Origin of the sequence: Telluribacter roseus, assembly GCF_017355915.2 — a bacterium.
Taxonomy (GTDB): Bacteria; Bacteroidota; Bacteroidia; order Cytophagales; family Spirosomataceae; genus Telluribacter.
In genome coordinates, this window is record NZ_JAFEUV020000008.1 from 98,272 (window position 1) to 117,005 (window position 18,734).

Genomic DNA, 18,734 nt, shown 5'->3' on the forward strand with positions numbered 1-18,734 from the left:
ATGAACAAATACATTAAAGAGCTGGGGGAAATTGCCGGTAAGCAGACACGTACTATTGTAGGGTTAATGTCAGGTACTTCACTGGATGGGCTTGATGTAGCTCTTTGTCATATTACAGGTAGCGGTATGGCTACCCAACTTGAACTAAAAGAGTTTACTACCGTCCCCTATACCGATGCCTTCCGGAACGAAGTACGGAAGATTTTTGCTAAGCCTGAGATTTCCTTTCAGCAACTCTGCCTGCTCAATCCGCATATCGGAAAGGTACATGCCCAGATGATTCTGGACTGCCTCGCCAGCTGGAATGTAGCTCCCGCTGAGGTAGACCTTGTTGCGAGCCACGGGCAAACTGTATTTCACGCTCCTCAGAAGCAGCACAACCTCACCAACTATCCCAATGCTACCCTGCAGATTGGCGATGGTGACCACATAGCAGTTAAGACCGGGATAATCACCCTTAGCGATTTCCGCCAGAAGCATATAGCGGCCGGTGGTGAAGGAGCACCCCTGGCGGTATATGGCGACTACCTGCTCTTTTCCAAGAAGGATGAAAACCGAATTCTGCTCAACATGGGTGGCATCGCCAACTTTACCTATCTTCCCGGCACTCTGGATGCTACTGAGGTATTTACCACCGATACCGGACCCGGCAATACATTAATAGATGCATTCTCAAGGCGCTTTTTCGAAAAGTCTTATGATGAGAATGGAGCGATAGCGGCGAGTGGCCATGTTAATGAGGATCTGCTTCGCTTTCTGAAAAGGAACCCGTTCTTCGAGGCACCTTTCCCTAAGACCACCGGACCTGAGGTCTTCAACCTTGACTTTGTCCGGAACGCCCAGCAGCGGAGCGGTACTACCTCCATGACTCCCGAAGACCTGATGGCTACCCTTACCCGCTTCAGTGCCGATACCATAGTAGATGCAATCCGAAAAGTGATTCGTCCGGAGGAGTCGTATGTAATGTATGCAAGCGGAGGAGGGGCACACAACCCGGTACTGATGCGCCACATCCGCGAACAACTACCCGACCTGCCGCTATACCTGACCGATGAACTGCGTATTGCGGGCGATGCCAAGGAAGCCGTACTATTTGCCGTTCTGGCTAATGAGACTGTAGCGGGTGGTAATACCGACTTTGGTACCAGAGAGGGAGTACCCAGTGTTACTATGGGAAAAATATCCTTTCCGGGCTAACTTTGTTCTTTCAAAATCCGGTAGACCCTCATCATATACCTAATCACATGTACGATATCATTATAGTAGGCGGAGGAATCGTGGGTATAGCCACGGCCCTTCGCCTGAAAGAGCAGCGCCCATCCTTAAAGCTACTGGTACTGGAGAAAGAGTTGGAAGTGGCCATGCACCAGACAGGTCATAACAGTGGCGTGATTCACTCGGGCTTGTACTACAAACCCGGAAGCCTCAAAGCCACGAACTGTATCAGGGGGTATCAGATGCTGCTGGATTTTTGTGATAAGGAAGGAGTACCTTATGATCTGTGTGGGAAGATAGTAGTAGCTACCCGGCCCGAGCAGATCCCGATACTGAATGGATTGTACGAGCGCGGAATGCAGAATGGCCTGACTAAGAACCGGAAAATTACGCTGGGGGAGATGCGGGAAATAGAGCCGCACGTCAATGGGCTAGAAGGGATCTGGGTACCCTATACAGGTATCATAGACTACAAAGCAGTTACCGAAAAATACGCCGAGCGTGTACGTAGTTTGGGTGGTGAAATAAAATTTGGAGAGAAAGTAATTGATATACGTAATCAGACTGGCCGCACCGAACTAGTAACCCAAAAAGGTACTACCTATACTACCAGGCTGGTGGTGAATTGTGCCGGCCTATACTCCGACAAGGTAGCTCAGCTCACCCAACCCGAAGCCATTAAGCTACGGATCGTACCATTCCGCGGTGAGTACTACAAGATCAAGCCAGAAAAGCACCATCTGGTCCGAAACCTCATTTATCCTGTACCGGATCCTAACTTCCCCTTCCTTGGCGTACACTTTACCCGCATGATTGGAGGAGGTATTGAGGCTGGGCCTAACGCTGTACTTGCTTTCCGGCGGGAAGGATACAATAAGCTTGATGTAAATATGACGGAGTTCTGGGAGACACTGGCCTGGCCTGGTTTCCGGAAAGTGGCTGCTAAGTACTGGCGTACGGGACTTGGTGAGTACTATCGTTCCTTTTCAAAAGCAGCTTTCACCAAAGCACTGCAGGAGCTGATTGCAGACGTTCAGGAAGAGGATCTGATACCGGGTGGTGCGGGTGTGCGGGCTCAGGCCTGCGACTACGAAGGTGGACTGGTAGATGACTTTGCTATTCTGGAAAGTGCGCATGCCATTAACGTGTGTAATGCTCCGTCACCGGCGGCTACTTCATCACTCTCCATCGGTCAGACTGTTTCCGAGCGGGTATTAGCAAGATTATAATAACAAAAAAATAGTAAATAAAGAAGAGGCCGGTGGAAACATCGGCCTCTTCTTTATTATCCAAAATCCAGAAAATAATATTCACGCCTTTCTTTTTTGGCACAGCTATTGCTCACTAAGATACTACATATGCCGAAGGGTATATTATGCACACTATTTGTTCGTAGAGCCTTTTACAGTACCATACACTAAGTGATCATTGATTGAAGCCTTGATTATTGGTTCAAGTAACAGTTTGGGCTTAAGTTTGTAACTATTATTGTACATAATATACTTTAATCACCTCCTCTGATGAAAAATTATTTTGCATTTAATCAAGGGCCGTTCGGCTTTCTTTTTCAACCTCCGTACCTGCGGAAATCACTATCTAATTACACTGCCAAGCAGTCGTATCTGCTGCGATCTATCTGTTCTTGAACCTAGACAGAGCCATTTTCAGAACTTCTAATTGTAAGTAATATTCCTCCTCATGAAAAATTCTGTACAAGACTATTGTGTCCTCACATTTTGTAACCGAATTGGACAAAAAAGGTACAATAATTTGTTTTATTGTTCTTCATCAATCTTGAAACTACCCGCGAGATTTATTATTCTTGCTCTACTACTATCCTTTTTAGGAGCCTTTTCGTATGCTACACCCAAGGCTAAGGTAATCTCAGGTGAAGATAACCAGCGCTATCTGGCACTCATGCTTGTAAATGATAATGAAGATGATGATTACAGGCCTACCATTGAAGCGGCCCATAGTTTAGGGTTTAACGCGGTATATCTTACGGTAAGATGGGATGTTATCAAATGTAAGAATGGTGAGTGTGCTACAAATCCCAATTGGCAGCCAACAGATTATTGGCAACAGGTAGATCAGGAAATAGAGAAAGCTAAATCATTAGGAATGAAAGTAGCTTTACGAATTCATCTTGGATCTGCTGACCTTAATCGCTTTGGATTTCCTGCCAATAGATCAGAATATCTTTGGGGAGCTGGTACACACATGAAAACGCCAGAGGGTAATATTCACCTGGGTGGATGGCAATTCCGTATGTTTAGCTATTCGAAGCAATCGACCATTGATCGTGCTAAAGGATTTGTTGGTGAGGTTTTGGGAAGGTACCGCAGTCTGATTAATGAGAATAGGCTTCTATTTGTTTCGGTAACAACAGGTACCTCACAGGAGCTGGAATACAATTACTCTTATGATTTGGATTACTCTGATGATATGGTAAACCAATACCGTGAGTGGCATAAGAACAAATACTGTACTGACCCTATGGTTGCGCCCAGAGATTTTAATTCTGAACAGGGAAAGAGGTGGTATACCTTCCGTCATAAAAAGCTGAAGGAATTTATTGATCAGATGGCGGGGCATATTAAGTCCTTCGACTCACGGATTAAGGTTGTACTCGATTTTGGCTCCTCATTCGATGGTATGTCTCGTAGAAGGGGAACGATGGCTTTCAAAGATTTAACGGAGAAAGTTGACGGATTGAAAGTAAATGATGACTATACCTATGACCACCGATTTTCGATGGATATACTTCGTGGGAGCTTGCCCGGGAAGTGGATTATGAACGAAGTATTGCCCTATGATGATAGATTCTACCTGATTCCCGAATTTATTAATAGCAGTTACGCACACGGAGCCAAGGTATTCTGTGTTGTAACAGGTGATCCGTTTAAGTTGTATGCCATGGCTTCTGTGTATACCCAAGTACGGGATCAGTGGATAGCAGGTAGTAAGGGAACCATGTCGCCACTTCCTACAACGGGCTCAGTTAACTACAACTTTTCCGATATTTTCAATGCCAACTTTAGCTATAATAGATTCACTACGGCAACCGGAAGAAATATATACCAGGAGTGGTTGGATCAGTACAATAAGAACCCTTCTAATGCAAAGGCCGTCAATGTAAGCTTGGATGACAGCGGTATAAATGATAATGCTGCATGTGGTACCTGTACACCGCCCGCAGCACCAGTACTTACTGCAAATCCTTCTTCTATCACAAACGGTCAGAGCACCACCCTTACGGCTAGTGGATTCTCAGGTACCGTAACCTGGTCAACGGGTCAGACGGGTAGCAGCATTAGCGTGAACCCTGGTCAAACAACTACCTATACCGCTTCATGCAGTATTAACGGCTGTACCAGTCCGAATGCCAGCATTACTGTAACGGTCAATGCCCCTGCTCCTGTGCAGGAACCACCGGTCAACTGCACTACTCCTGCAACAGGCTATGCTACTCGTAAGCGCTGGACCAACATTGGCGGCAAGACCATCAGCGACCTGGCTAATCAGACCAACAACTTCAACAAAGCTCCTAACACTACCAGCAACCTGACCGAACTCCGGACTGAGACGAACTGGGGTGACGCCTACGGACAGCAGATCCAGGGATACATCACAGCACCCCAGACAGGTAGCTACACCTTCTGGATTTCCAGCGATGATCACAGTGAACTATGGTTAAGTACCAGTGAAGATCCAGCCGGTATGCAGCGTATAGCCAGAGTGACAGATTGGACTAATCCTTTGCAATGGGACAAGGAGTCGAACCAGAAGTCAGTAACCATCAACCTGACGGCCTGCCAGCGCTACTACTTCGAGATCCGTCATAAGGATGGTGACTGGTGGGATAACCTGGCCGTAGGCTGGTCTAAGCCCGGACAGTCTACCTCTGCACCAGCTGAGATTGTGCCTGGTTCGGTACTGTCACCTTATACCAGCAGTGCCCCGGTATGTACGCCACCTTCGGCCCCATCATTGAGTGCGAGTGCTTCCAGCATCACCGCTGGTCAGAGCACGACCCTTAGCGCCAGCAACTGCTCAGGTACCGTGACCTGGTCAACCGGCCAGACCGGCAGCAGCATCAGCGTGAGCCCAGCTCAGACTACTACTTACACCGCTACCTGCAGCGCTAACGGCTGTACCAGCTCTAACGGTAGTGTCACCGTTACAGTGAATGCCCCAGTACAGGCGCCGGCACCAGCTCCTGAGCAGCAACAACCCATCAGCGGCGGCTGTGTAGTCAACAAGGTGCGCCTGGTATTCCGTACCGACTGCTGCTTCCACCGCCTGAATGGCGCCAGACTGCAGGGTAGCAACGACCAGAACAGCTGGACCAACCTCTATAACTTTACAACAGATGGGAATGGCAAGTGGCAGGAGTTTAGCTTCAGCAACTCGACCAGCTACCGCTACGTACGCTTTGTCGCCGCTCCCAACAGTGCCGGTGAGCTGGTAGAGCTGGAATTCTACAACGGTGTTCAGAAGCTGTCAGGTACCGTATTCGGATCATCAGGCAACTTCAACAACGATCCCAAGTACAGCTTCCAGCGTGCCATGGACGGAGCAGTAGGAGAGATGTGGCACGGCGCCAGCCAGGGTACCCACAACTTCGTAGGCCTTGACCTGTCATCATGCAGCAGCACCGCCTGTACACCACCTTCGGCCCCATCATTGAGTGCAAGTGCTTCCAGCATCACCGCTGGTCAGAGCACGACCCTTAGCGCCAGCAACTGCTCAGGTACTGTAACCTGGTCAACGGGCCAGACCGGCAGCAGCATCAGCGTGAGCCCAGCTCAGACAACCACCTACACCGCTACCTGCAGCGCCAACGGCTGTACCAGCTCTAACGGCAGCGTCACTGTTACGGTGAATGCCCCGGTATGTACGCCACCTTCGGCCCCATCATTGAGTGCGAGTGCTTCCAGCATCACCGCTGGTCAGAGCACGACCCTTAGCGCCAGCAACTGCTCAGGTACCGTAACCTGGTCAACGGGCCAGACCGGCAGCAGCATCAGCGTGAACCCAGGTCAGACAACCACCTACACCGCTACCTGCAGTGCTAACGGCTGTACCAGCTCCAACGGCAGCGTGACCGTTACGGTGAATGCCCCGGCACCAGCTCCCGAGCAGCAACCCGTCAGCGGTAGCTGTGTAGTCAACAAGGTGCGCCTGGTATTCCGTACCGACTGCTGCTTCCACCGCCTGAATGGCGCCAGACTGCAGGGTAGCAACGACCAGAACAGCTGGACCAACCTCTATAACTTTACAACAGATGGGAATGGCAAGTGGCAGGAGTTTAGCTTCAGCAACTCGACCAGCTACCGCTACGTACGCTTTGTCGCCGCTCCCAACAGTGCCGGTGAGCTGGTAGAGCTGGAATTCTACAACGGTGGTCAGAAGCTGTCGGGAACCGTATTCGGATCATCAGGCAACTTCAACAACGATCCCAAGTACAGCTTCCAGCGTGCCATGGACGGAGCAGTAGGAGAGATGTGGCACGGCGCCAGCCAGGGTACTCACAACTTTGTAGGCCTTGACCTGTCATCATGCAGCAGCACCGCCTGTACGCCACCTTCGGCCCCATCATTGAGTGCGAGTGCTTCCAGCATCACCGCTGGTCAGAGCACGACTCTTACTGCCAGCAACTGCTCAGGTACCGTAACCTGGTCAACGGGTCATACCGGCAGCAGCATCAGCGTGAGCCCTGGTCAGACTACTACCTACACCGCTACCTGCAGCGCCAACGGCTGTACCAGCTCTAACGGCAGCGTCACTGTTACGGTGAATACGCCGGCAGCGGAACAGAATAACAACTGTAATACTCCTGCAGCAGGCTATGCTACTCGTAAGCGCTGGACCGGCATTGGTGGTACGTCCATCAGCGACCTAGCTAATCAGACCAACAGCTTTACCAAAGCTCCTAACACCACCAGCAACCTGACCGAACTCCGGACTGAGACGAACTGGGGTGACGCCTATGGGCAGCAGATCCAGGGCTACATTACAGCGCCTCAGACAGGTAGCTACACATTCTGGATTTCCAGCGACGATAACAGTGAACTGTGGCTAAGTACCAGCGAAGATCCAGCCGGTATGCAACGTATAGCCAGAGTGACAGGATGGACCGATCCTTTGCAATGGAACAGAGAGTCGAACCAGAAGTCAGCAACCATCAACCTGACGGCTTGCCAGCGCTACTACTTCGAGATCCGTCATAAAGAAGGTGAAGGTGGAGATAACCTGGCCGTAGGCTGGTCTAAGCCTGGACAGTCTACCTCTGCACCAGCTGAGATTGTACCTGGTTCGGTACTGTCACCTTATACAAGCAGCAACAGTGCGTGCGTGGCACCAGCTGCGCCAGTAGTGTCAGCTAATGTCGCTACTATCACTGCTGGTCAGAGCACGACCCTAACCGCCAGCGGCTGTACGGGTACTATCAGCTGGTCGAATGGACAGAGCGGCAACAGCATCAGCGTGAGCCCTGGTCAGACAAGTAGCTACACCGCTACCTGTAACGTTAACGGTTGTACGAGCCCTGGAGCTAGTGTGACAGTTACAGTTACCAATGCAGATCGGACCGATGCCAACACCAACTGCTCTACTCTTGAAGGATTCCTGGATGTTGCAGATTGTGGTATCATATCGGGATGGGTGTACGACAGAAGCAATCCAAATGCGGTACTCAAAATAGATATCTATGATAACTTCAATGGTGCTACCCTGATTCAAAGTGGAATCACAGCGGGCAACTTCCGTCAGGACCTCCTCAACGCTGGCAAGGGCAACGGTAACCACGGGTTCCAGATAAGTACTCCTGCGCAACTGAAGAATGGCCAGAACAGAAACATCAGTGTCCGGGTAAATGGATGTAGCTATACATTGAGTAACTCATTCAAGGTATTCCAATGCTCATCGAATGCACGCACCGGTGCTGAGGAGGAGGAAGAGGTAAAAGAAGTGAGTATGGCCAACACGGAGCTGAAAGTGGTATCTGACCAGCGTATGGCAGCCTGGCCTAACCCAACAAAAGGCGAACTGGAGGTAAGCTTCTACGTAGAAGAGCAGAAGGAGGCCGTGCTTTCAGTAGTGGATATGATGGGTGTGAGCCGTTACGAGCAGAAGATCAAAGGAGCCGGACAGCATCAGGAGAAAATAGACCTCTCTCATTCAGCAGAAGGTATCTACATTATCCAGCTGAAAAAGGCTAATAGTCTCGAAACAAAGAAAATAATAGTAACCCACTAAATAATTACGGTGGCTGTTGGGGGATAATTTCTTAACAGCCACTTGTAATTCAATTTGTTAACCTCTATATTTGCAGTCCCATTTTGAGGTGGGACTGCATTTTTTTATAGTAATTTACTGAAAATCAATTTATAATTCTTTTTTTGTTAATCGTGGATACGTTAAGCTACAAAACCATCTCGGCGAACAAAAACACAGTAAATAAGGAGTGGGTCGTGATCGACGCCAAAGGAGCAGTGCTAGGCCGTTTGGCCAGCCAGATCGCTATGATCATCCGTGGCAAGCACAAGCCAAGCTTCACTCCCCATGTTGACTGTGGTGATAACGTTATCGTTATCAACGCCGACAAAGTAAAGCTGACCGGTAACAAGATGACCGACAAAATTTATGTCCGTCACACAGGTTACCCAGGAGGTCAGCGTTTTCAGACGCCTCGTGAGCTGCTGTCGAAGCACCCGGAGCGCGTAATTGAGAAGGCCGTGAAAGGTATGCTTCCTAAAAACCGTCTGGGACGTCGCCTGTTCACTAATCTTCATGTGTATGCCGGTGCTGAGCACCCGCACGTTGCACAGCAACCCAAAGAAGTTAAGTTGTAAGTCGTTGACAACGAATAACGCAAAAGCGAACTAATGGAAGTTATCAACAAGATAGGCAGAAGAAAAACCGCCGTGGCCCGTATCTATATGACGCCCGGAAAAGGTGAGATTCAGGTGAACGGACGGGACTACAAAGAGTATTTCCCTTTTGAAGTACACCAGATCGTACTACAGCAGCCCTTTGCTACCATCAACGGTGGCGGCAGCTATGATGTAAAAGTAAACGTACGTGGAGGCGGAATCACAGGACAAGCCGAAGCCGCTCGTATGGCTATTTCACGTGCACTGGTTGAATACAATGGTGAATTCCGTCCGGCACTGAAGAAGGAAGGATTCCTGACTCGCGACCCTCGTATGGTTGAGCGTAAGAAATACGGTCGTCGGAAGGCTCGCAGAAGATTCCAGTTCTCAAAGCGCTAATACAATCTGTGGTCAGAGTTATCAGACTGTTGCTGCCTATATCTGGCAAACGCTGTGCAACTACCTGATTCATTTGTATTGCCAACAAAAAATATTTGTCCAGACGATGCTTACTGTGTCCGGTGTATCGTGCTGCAAAAACAAAACATTCTAATCTAAAGCATTAAAATGGCACAAGTAGAATATAAAGACCTCCTGGATGCAGGTGTGCACTTTGGCCACCTCACCCGCAAGTGGGATCCGCATATGGCTCCATATATCTTTATGGAGAAGAACGGAATCCACATCATTGACCTGAACAAGACGCTGAGCTGCATTGACCAGGCTGAAGCCGCTATCAAGCAGATCGTGCGTTCAGGTCGCAAGATTATGTTCGTTGCTACTAAGAAGCAGGCACAGGAAATCGTTACGGAAGAGGCTAAGCGCCTTAAAATGCCGTACGTAACTGAGCGTTGGTTGGGTGGTATGCTCACCAACTTCGGTACTATTCGCAAATCGCTCAAGAAGTTGCAGAGCCTCGAGAAGATGCTCAAAGACGAAACCACGATTAACAACATAGCGAAGCGCGAGCGCCTGATGCTTTCCCGCGAAAAGGAGAAGCTGGAGAAGGTGCTAGGAGGTGTAGCTGATCTTACACGTCTCCCGGCTGCCCTGTTCGTAATCGATGTTAAGCGCGAACATATTGCAGTTTCAGAGGCAAAGCGTCTCGGTATCCCGGTATTTGCTATCTGCGATACCAACTCAAACCCTGATCTGGTTGACTTCCCGATTCCAGGTAATGATGATGCCTACAAATCTATCTCACTGATCACGCTGGCAATCGGTAAGGCTATCGAAGAAGGTCTTATGGAGCGCAAGCAGGATAAAGATGACCAGCGTATGGCCGATGAAGAAGAGGCTAAGCGCCAGGTTGATCAGGGTGGTGAGGAAGATACTGTAGAGGCTCCCAGCGCTGTTGTTGAAGATAGCGACGAAGAGTAATATATACAGCATAAAAGCGTATGGTTCAGGTACCAGGACTTAACGATCCTATCTGAGCAATAGATTAGTAGCCCGTAGTCTTTCCACTATGGGCTACTCTATTTAAAATAAGGTACTAACTCCTCAGGGGTACCTGCAATAAATAAAGTTAGATTTTAATTAAACACTACATTAATCACAGAAATCATGGCAATTACTGCGCAAGACGTGAACAAACTTCGCCAAATGACCGGCGCCGGAATGATGGACTGTAAAAAAGCTCTTTCGGAAGCGGATGGTGACTTTGAAAAGGCGGTTGATATCCTTCGCAAACAAGGACAGAAGGTAGCCGCTAAGCGTGCAGATAACACTACATCAGAAGGTAAAGTACTGGTACATATCAGCGACGACAAGACCAACGGCAAATTAATCGCCCTGGCTTGTGAAACTGAGCCCGTATCTAACGTAGAAGACTTCAAAACACTGGCTCAGACTATTCTGGATCAGGCAGTAGCCCAAAATCCTGCTACCAAAGAAGAGCTTTTGTCTTCTACTCTGGCTGACGGCCAGACACTGAGCGAGCGGATCACTGAGCTCGTTGGTAAAATGGGTGAGAAGCTTGATGTAATAGCCTACGAAAATGTAACGTCTGACGAAGTTGTATCATACATCCACTCTAACGGTAAGTTAGGTGTACTGGTAGCTTTCGAGGGTGTGAATGGTGCTGATGTTACTGAACTCGGTAAAGACGTAGCTATGCAGATTGCTGCTATGCGTCCTGTTGCCGTAGATAAGGATGAAGTAGATGCTTCTATCGTTGAGCGTGAAATCGAAGTAGGTAAAGAGCAGGCTCGTGCCGAAGGTAAGCCTGAGGCTATGCTTGAGAAAATCGCTATGGGTAAGCTCAACAAATTCTACAAAGACAATACCCTGCTGAATCAAGAGTTCGTGAAGGATTCTTCACTGACTATCCGTCAGCTACTGGAAAAAACTTCCAAAGGCCTGACCGTAAAAGCGTTCAAGCGTGTAGCGATCGGTGGTTAATCTGTAAGCAGCAGATACTAATTCACAAAAAAGCCTGGTATCGTACGATACCAGGCTTTTTTTATAGAAAAGACCCATAAATTAGTACAATGGTATCCATAGCTGCCGGGAAATTTATACAACCATTCCTGAATAAAGCAGGTTAGTAAAACAGCTACTGTAGTTTCATCAACCCCTCCATTTCATGCAAAAGTTTTTTATCAGACTACTGCTTGTTATCTCCATCTTTCTCAATTCTCTGGTAGTCTTTGCGCAGGTCGATTCATCAGGTATAAAGGCTGATACATTGATTATACAACCAGATACTCTGATTATACCAGCCGATACAATCATCATAAAGCCTCGTGAAGTTGTAAAAGATACCTCCTGGAAGTCTAAAACAGAATATGGTGCCAACCTCAACCAAGGCTCGTTCAGCAACAACTGGACGGGCGGTGGTGTAAACTCTATAGCCTTAGGTCTATTTTTTAATACCGTAATCGAGTACAGAAAAGAAGATGAGTCGTGGCGTAATGAGTTGCAGACACAGTACGGTATAGTCAAGAACAGGGGGCAGGCAAGCCGCAAAAACGTAGACCGGATATTTTTTGATACCAAGTACTCCCGGAGGATGGCCAAGTCCTGGAACTTTATAGGCAATATCAACCTGCTGACCCAGTTTGCGCCTGGTTATACGTACGAAGAAGGTCTGGATGGAGATATAATTCCCAGGCGAGTATCCGGATTCTTTTCTCCGGCCTATCTTACAGAATCAGTAGGTATAGAATACAAGCCGGTCCAGCACTTCTTTATCACTTTCTCACCCGGAGCCGTACGCCAAACTATTGTGGCTGACAAGGGACTATATGTCAATACACCCGATCAGAAAAATTACGGAGTACCAATCGGACAAACCATGCGCACTGAACTGGCGCTGATGCAGGTAGTAGTTAACTTCAAAAAAGACATAGCTACCAATGTCAATCTAAGTTTCAGGTACCTGCTATTTGCCAACTACCGCAATCTGGGAGCCATGGACAACCGACTGGATGCTACGCTGACTGCTAAGGTTAATAAGTACATTAATGTCAATCTGGGGGCTATTGTAGTTTATGATGAGGACCAGAGCTATCAGATACAATATGCGCAGTCACTGGCTTTAGGGTTTATTTATAAGTTATAATATTTTTTAAATTCAATAGTTAAAAATATGCTGGAATAATTCGCTGAATAGCTAAAAGAGAGTGGAGCATAAATACCTTTTCTGAGCTAGTTTTATTAAAAACTTTTTTATTGGAAAGAACCAGCGGCTGTTGCATTAGAGCTAAAAAAAGACTGAAATTTACACTTGAAATTAAATAGCTGAATGGGGCAAAAAAAAATATCCATACTGGGAGGCGGAGAAAGTGGAGTAGGAGCAGCCTTACTCGGTAAGGCTAAGGGATTTACCGTTTTTTTATCGGATAAAGGTACCTTACAGGAAAAGTATCGACAGATACTGGAGAAGGAAGGCATATCCTACGAAGAGGGCGGGCATACTCCCGAGCAAATACTGGATGCGGATGAAGTAGTGAAAAGTCCGGGTATACCTGACACAGTACCTCTGGTACAGGAGCTGCACCGACGGGGTATACCCGTTATATCCGAGATTGAACTGGCGGCCCGCTATACCAATGCTCATCTAATTGCTATCACGGGCAGTAACGGTAAAACTACTACTACCTTACTGATCTACCATCTGCTTAAGCAGGCAGGCTTGTCGGTAGGGCTGGCAGGTAATATAGGTGATAGCTTTGCACGGCAGGTTATCGAAGAAAACTACGACTACTACGTACTGGAGTTGAGCAGCTTCCAGTTGGATAATATGTATGATTTTCGGGCTAATGTAGCCGTACTGCTCAATATTACTCCCGATCACCTGGACCGTTACGAGTACGACTTCCAGAAGTACGTTAATTCGAAGTTCAGGATCATACAGAACCAAACACCGGCAGATAGTTTCATCTACTATTGCGAAAATGAGCCAATCGTAGCTGAGCTGGCTAAACGGGAAGTGGCGGCACGTCAGTGGCCTATCTCGCTCACCAAAGCGGTGGAAGCCGGCGGCTATCTGAAAGAAGGTACCCTGCACGTTCATAGCCATGACCAGGTACTGGCGCAGATAGTGGATGAGCTTCCTATCAAGGGGCCTCACAATGCTATCAATGCCATGGCCGCTATCCTGGTGGCGCAGTCGGTAGGTATTGCTCCCGATCAGATTCGGGCCGGGCTCCTTACCTTCCAGAACGCGCCGCATCGGCTTGAACCGGTTGGGTCCATCAACGGCGTTAGCTATATCAATGACTCAAAAGCGACCAACGTAGATTCAGTCTTCTATGCGCTGGGAAGCTTCAACAATCCCATCATTCTTATCGCCGGGGGAGTAGATAAGGGGAACGACTACTCCCAAATCGACGATCTGGTGCGGCAGAAGGTAAAAGGCCTGATCGCTCTGGGAACAGATACGGGTAAACTGACCAGCCACTTTGCAGATACAGTACCAGCTATGTACGCTACCCAGAACCTCCAGGATGCCCTGCTGAAAGCACAGGAATGGGCAGCTCCCGGAGATGTAGTACTGCTGTCGCCGGCTTGTGCCAGCTTTGACCTGTTCCGTAACTACGAAGACCGCGGCAATAAATTCAGAGAAGCAGTGGCTCAGTTAACAGCCCAAAATTCTTAATAACCGAAGAAGTATGGACCTACTGCAGCAGCTAAGAGAAGATACCCAGGGATGGTTTGCCCGTAATCTGAAAGGCGATCCCTATATCTGGATCGTCAGCGTGGGACTATTGCTGTGTAGCATTCCTATTGTGTATAGTGCGGCCGTGAAGGATGCCTATACGTACCGTGAGGGCAATACCGAGTACTACCTGTACAAGCAGATCGTACTGAGTGTATTTGCGCTAGGAGTGATGATACTGGTACACCGTATTCCCTACACTCGTTTTGTGCGGTTTTCCCGCATTGGTGTCTGGATTAGCGTACCCCTTTTATTATTTGCCGCTTTCAATGGTAAAACAGTAAATGACGCCTCCCGCTGGATCGAAATCCCTCTGATCGGGCAGCGTTTCCAGCCTTCCGAGTTTGCCAAAGTTGCCCTTATCACGCACCTGTCGCTGGTACTGGCGCGCCATATCAAGGGAGGGTGGAGCACCCGGGAGCTACTAACCGAACCGGTGCTATTGATAGGTATGGTGTGCGGGCTCATATTCCCAAGTAACGTGTCGACGGCGATACTACTGGTGGGGGTTTGCTTTTTCCTGATGTACGTAGGCAAAGTACCTATGAGGTACCTAGTCTTTACGGGGCTTGGACTAATATTCTTTGCCTCTACCGCCATCATGCTGCGAGCTACTCAACGATCAGGCACGGCTCAGAGTCGACTTCAGACTTTCTTCAATAAAGATACCGTAGTGTACCAGTCGCAGCAGTCGTATATGGCTATGGCGCGGGGAGGTGTCTACGGGGAAGGGATCGCCAAGAGTCGCCAGCGGCGCTTCCTGCCGGAGCCCCAAAAAGACTTTATCTATGCCGTTACGGTAGAAGAGTGTGGCACGATTGGTGGTACTTTATTGATACTGGCTTACCTGGTGCTGTTGTACCGGGGCCTGAAAGCCATAGAAAAAACAAAGAGGCCCTTTGGAGGCTTACTATCTGCAGGTCTTACGTTCAGTATAGTATTTCAGGCCTTTTCCACTATGGCCGTAACGGTGGGGCTACTGCCGGTCACGGGGCAAAACCTGCCCTTCTTTAGCCAGGGAGGTACCTCTATGCTCTTTACGGCGCTGGCCATAGGGATGATCCTGAGCGTAAGCCGCGGTGAGCTTGACGAAAAAACAATTTAATCAACCATGCCAAAGCGTGTAATTATCAGCGGTGGAGGAACCGGCGGGCATATCTATCCTGCCATTGCCATTGCCAATGCTCTTAAGGAGCAGGACCCGTCCACCGAGATCTTGTTTGTGGGGGCTGAGGGCAAGATGGAAATGGAGAAGGTACCCAAGGCTGGGTATAGCATCATTGCTCTGCCAATAGTGGGTCTGAAGCGTGAGCTTTCGGCCGACAATCTGGCTTTTCCCATCAAGCTTACGCGCAGCCTCCTGAAGGCACGTTCGGTGATTCAGGAGTTTCGGCCTGACGTGGCCGTAGGCGTAGGTGGATTTGCTAGTGGGCCCCTGTTGATGATCGCTTCACTAATGGGAATTCCCACCTTAATTCAGGAACAAAATTCATACGCCGGAGTTACCAATAAAATACTCTCTAAAAGAGCACGTACCATTTGTGTAGCGTATCCGGGCATGGACGCATTCTTCGAAAAAAGCAAGATTAAGCTGCTGGGCAATCCGGTACGTAGCGACATTATCAATGCCAATGCCAAGCGGGCCGAAGGCCTCAGGCACTTCGGACTAGACTCCCAGCGGAAGACACTGTTTGTTATGGGAGGGAGCCTGGGGGCCCGCACCATCAATGAGAGCATAAGTGCCGGACTCAAGAAGCTTAGCGAAGCCGGTTACCAGGTACTATGGCAGACAGGGAAGCTTTATATTGATACCGCCAGAGAACATATACAGCAGGCGCGCACGGAACGGATTAAGGCATTCGATTTTGTGTATGAGATGGATCTGGCCTATGCCGTAGCCGACGTAGTCGTATCACGGGCGGGCGCTCTGTCTGTATCGGAACTTTGTCTGGCGGCTAAGCCGGCCATACTAGTGCCTTTTCCGGCGGCAGCCGAAGACCATCAGACCAAAAATGCCATGAGTCTGGTACGGCAAAATGCCGCCCTGCTTATTCAAGATGCCAACGCGAAACACGAACTGGTGGAGACGGCTATCCGGCTGATGGAAGACCCGGCGAAGCAGGCTGAGTTGAAAAAGAATATTCAGACGCTGGCGCGGCCGGATGCCGCCCGGGACATAGCCCAGGAGGTAAAGAAGCTGATGAATGCCTAGTATATTGAGTATATAATTATTAGTAAGCGCGATAAACCCTTTAGCATGAATTTAACTTCGGACTGGAAGTACGTATACTTTGTCGGAATAGGTGGTATCGGCATGAGCGCTCTGGCTCGCTGGTTCAACACCAATGGTTTTCCTGTTGCCGGGTATGATCGTACTCCCACTACGCTTACTGATAGTCTTGAGCAGGAGGGGATCTATATTTCCTTTGAAGATGATATAACCACCGTACCTTCGGCCTTTCTGGCCGATCCGGGTCAAACCCTGGTAGTATATACGCCAGCCGTACCCGCGAATCACCGTCAGATGGCCTACTTCCGGGAGCATGGGTTTGCCGTTCAGAAACGGTCACAGGTACTGGGCTGGCTCACGCGCAGCCTGCGCACAGTGGGCGTGGCAGGTACCCACGGCAAAACTACCACCTCCTCCATGGTAGCACACTTGCTACGGAGTGCAGGTGTCAATTGTACGGCTTTCCTGGGAGGCATTACCCAGAACTACGGTACCAACTTCTTACTCAATGATCCTACGGATAATCCGGAGGAGATTGTATGTGTGGTCGAGGCGGATGAGTTTGACAGGTCATTTCTGACGCTGTACCCCGACCTGGCTATCATTACGTCTACCGATGCCGATCACCTGGATATATACGGGGCACACGATGCCGTGCTGGAGTCGTTTAGGGCCTATGTAGAGCAGATCAAGCCCGGTGGATCGCTCATTATGAAAAAAGGCCTCACCGTAGCCGACAGTAGGGCTGAGGGGGTGCAGGTATACTCACTGAACGAAGGAAATTACCACAGTACTAACCTTCGCATCGAGAATGCCCGATTTGTATTTGATATCGTATATCCGAGTGGCGTTATTGACAACGTCGCTATGATGGTACCCGGCTACCATAATATTGAGAATGCATTGGCGGCCACGGCCGTCGCTCTCAAACTAGGCGTTGAGCCGGAGCAGATCCGGCAGGGACTAAGTACCTACCGGGGCGTAAAACGTCGCTTCGAGTACGTACTGGAAGATGAGTCGAAGGTATTTATCGACGACTATGCCCACCATCCGGCCGAGATTGAGGCCTTCCTTTCGTCCGTCAGGGCGTTGTATCCGGGGCGGCACATTACAGCCATTTTCCAGCCGCACCTCTTTACCCGTACCCGCGACTTTGCCGATGGATTCGGACAAAGCTTGTCACTGGCCGACCGGCTCCTGTTACTGGATATCTACCCGGCGCGGGAGCAGCCCATTGAAGGAGTTACGTCCGACATGCTACTGGATAAAGTATCCATTTCGGATAAGTATATCGTTTCAAAAGAAGAGCTTTTAGAGAAGCTGCTCGACCAGCCAACCGACGTGGTAGTGACTATTGGAGCAGGGGATATTGACAAATTAGTTTTGCCGATTAAAGAAGTACTTGTCACTCCTTTTACGAATTAATACGTAAAGCATTTTAATATTGCTGCCATGTTACGTAAATTTGAGTATTCCGGCAAATGGCTACGAAGAGGCGTATGGCTGCTTGTACCCCTGCTTTGCGTAAGCATGGCAGAGCGCAAGCTCAGCAGGCAGCGGTGTAAAAATCTGATAGTGAAGGTTGACTACGAATCTGGGATGCGCTTTATTAACCCGATTGATGTAGAAACCTTGCTCACCAATCAGGGAAGCGACCCGTTACAGGGGAGCCGTCAGGGAGATTTAGTTCTCCGAAAGTTAGAAAATCGTGTAAAAAGAAATAAATTGGTAAGAAATTGCCAGGCCTACCGTGATCTGGAGGGAAACCTGGTAATTGAAGTGGAGCAGGAAATGCCGCTGGCCCGTTGGATCGCTACCTCCCGCGAAGGAGAATGGCGTAAGACGGCCGGATTTTATATTAACGAAGAAGGCAATTATCTACCGCTCACCGATCGTTACACGGCTCGTACTTTACTGGTGTCGGGTCAGTTTTTTCAGAATTACAACCACCTGCACGGCAAGCGTGGTAAGCCGGTGTTGGAGCTGATACGCTATCTTAACTCGGACGAGTTCTGGAAGGCACAGGTTACCCAGATGATGGTATCCAGTGACGGAGAAATCACTTTGTTGACCGCGCTGGGTGATCAGCGGATTGAACTGGGGCCTGCCGATAATTTTAAATCGAAGTTGGATAAACTTCATATTTTTTATAAAGAAGTAATGGCATCGGATTGGGGACGCTATTCACGTATAAGTATTAAGTTTCAGGACCAGATTGTTTGCGAATAAAAATAACACACCAGGAAGC

The 18,734-nt window shown here is 48.9% G+C and carries 13 protein-coding genes; all 13 read left to right on the forward strand.

Annotation, left to right across the window (positions count from 1 at the left end):
* Window positions 1-1,197, forward strand: coding sequence for an anhydro-N-acetylmuramic acid kinase (locus JTN23_RS15695; RefSeq protein ID WP_247235808.1), 1,197 nt, complete (start codon window positions 1-3; stop codon window positions 1,195-1,197).
* Window positions 1,198-1,244: 47 nt separating this feature from the next.
* Window positions 1,245-2,444 carry an L-2-hydroxyglutarate oxidase gene (gene lhgO / locus JTN23_RS15700; protein WP_247235809.1) on the forward strand — a complete coding sequence of 400 codons (1,200 nt, stop codon included), beginning with the start codon at window positions 1,245-1,247 and terminating at the stop codon, window positions 2,442-2,444.
* A 991-nt stretch (window positions 2,445-3,435) separates the two neighbouring features.
* Entirely contained in the window at window positions 3,436-8,475 is a 5,040-nt protein-coding gene (locus tag JTN23_RS15705; RefSeq protein WP_247235810.1) for a PA14 domain-containing protein, read from the forward strand.
* Window positions 8,476-8,627: 152 nt separating this feature from the next.
* Window positions 8,628-9,071 (forward strand): 50S ribosomal protein L13, encoded by a 444-nt coding sequence (gene rplM / locus JTN23_RS15710; protein ID WP_247235811.1) that lies wholly within the window; start codon window positions 8,628-8,630, stop codon window positions 9,069-9,071.
* 33 nt (window positions 9,072-9,104) lie between these two features.
* Window positions 9,105-9,491 carry a 30S ribosomal protein S9 gene (gene rpsI, locus JTN23_RS15715; RefSeq protein WP_247235812.1) on the forward strand — a complete coding sequence of 129 codons (387 nt, stop codon included), beginning with the start codon at window positions 9,105-9,107 and terminating at the stop codon, window positions 9,489-9,491.
* Window positions 9,492-9,659: 168 nt separating this feature from the next.
* Complete coding sequence (gene rpsB / locus JTN23_RS15720) at window positions 9,660-10,472, forward strand: 30S ribosomal protein S2 (RefSeq protein WP_247235813.1); 813 nt, start codon at window positions 9,660-9,662, stop codon at window positions 10,470-10,472.
* A 186-nt stretch (window positions 10,473-10,658) separates the two neighbouring features.
* A complete protein-coding gene (tsf, locus tag JTN23_RS15725) occupies window positions 10,659-11,495 on the forward strand; it encodes a translation elongation factor Ts (protein WP_247235814.1) in 837 nt (278 codons plus the stop codon).
* 184 nt (window positions 11,496-11,679) lie between these two features.
* The gene (locus tag JTN23_RS15730) at window positions 11,680-12,657 is read left to right on the forward strand and encodes a DUF3078 domain-containing protein (RefSeq protein ID WP_247235815.1); all 978 of its coding nucleotides are present in this window, start codon (window positions 11,680-11,682) and stop codon (window positions 12,655-12,657) included.
* 183 nt (window positions 12,658-12,840) lie between these two features.
* Window positions 12,841-14,196 carry a UDP-N-acetylmuramoyl-L-alanine--D-glutamate ligase gene (murD, locus tag JTN23_RS15735; protein ID WP_247235816.1) on the forward strand — a complete coding sequence of 452 codons (1,356 nt, stop codon included), beginning with the start codon at window positions 12,841-12,843 and terminating at the stop codon, window positions 14,194-14,196.
* Window positions 14,197-14,209: 13 nt separating this feature from the next.
* Entirely contained in the window at window positions 14,210-15,361 is a 1,152-nt protein-coding gene (locus JTN23_RS15740) for an FtsW/RodA/SpoVE family cell cycle protein (protein ID WP_247235817.1), read from the forward strand.
* 6 nt (window positions 15,362-15,367) lie between these two features.
* Complete coding sequence (murG, locus tag JTN23_RS15745) at window positions 15,368-16,468, forward strand: undecaprenyldiphospho-muramoylpentapeptide beta-N-acetylglucosaminyltransferase (RefSeq protein WP_247235819.1); 1,101 nt, start codon at window positions 15,368-15,370, stop codon at window positions 16,466-16,468.
* A 45-nt stretch (window positions 16,469-16,513) separates the two neighbouring features.
* Window positions 16,514-17,911 carry a UDP-N-acetylmuramate--L-alanine ligase gene (murC, locus tag JTN23_RS15750; protein ID WP_247235820.1) on the forward strand — a complete coding sequence of 466 codons (1,398 nt, stop codon included), beginning with the start codon at window positions 16,514-16,516 and terminating at the stop codon, window positions 17,909-17,911.
* Between the two features lie 27 nt (window positions 17,912-17,938).
* Complete coding sequence (locus JTN23_RS15755) at window positions 17,939-18,715, forward strand: cell division protein FtsQ/DivIB (protein WP_247235821.1); 777 nt, start codon at window positions 17,939-17,941, stop codon at window positions 18,713-18,715.
* Window positions 18,716-18,734 lie beyond the last annotated feature (19 nt).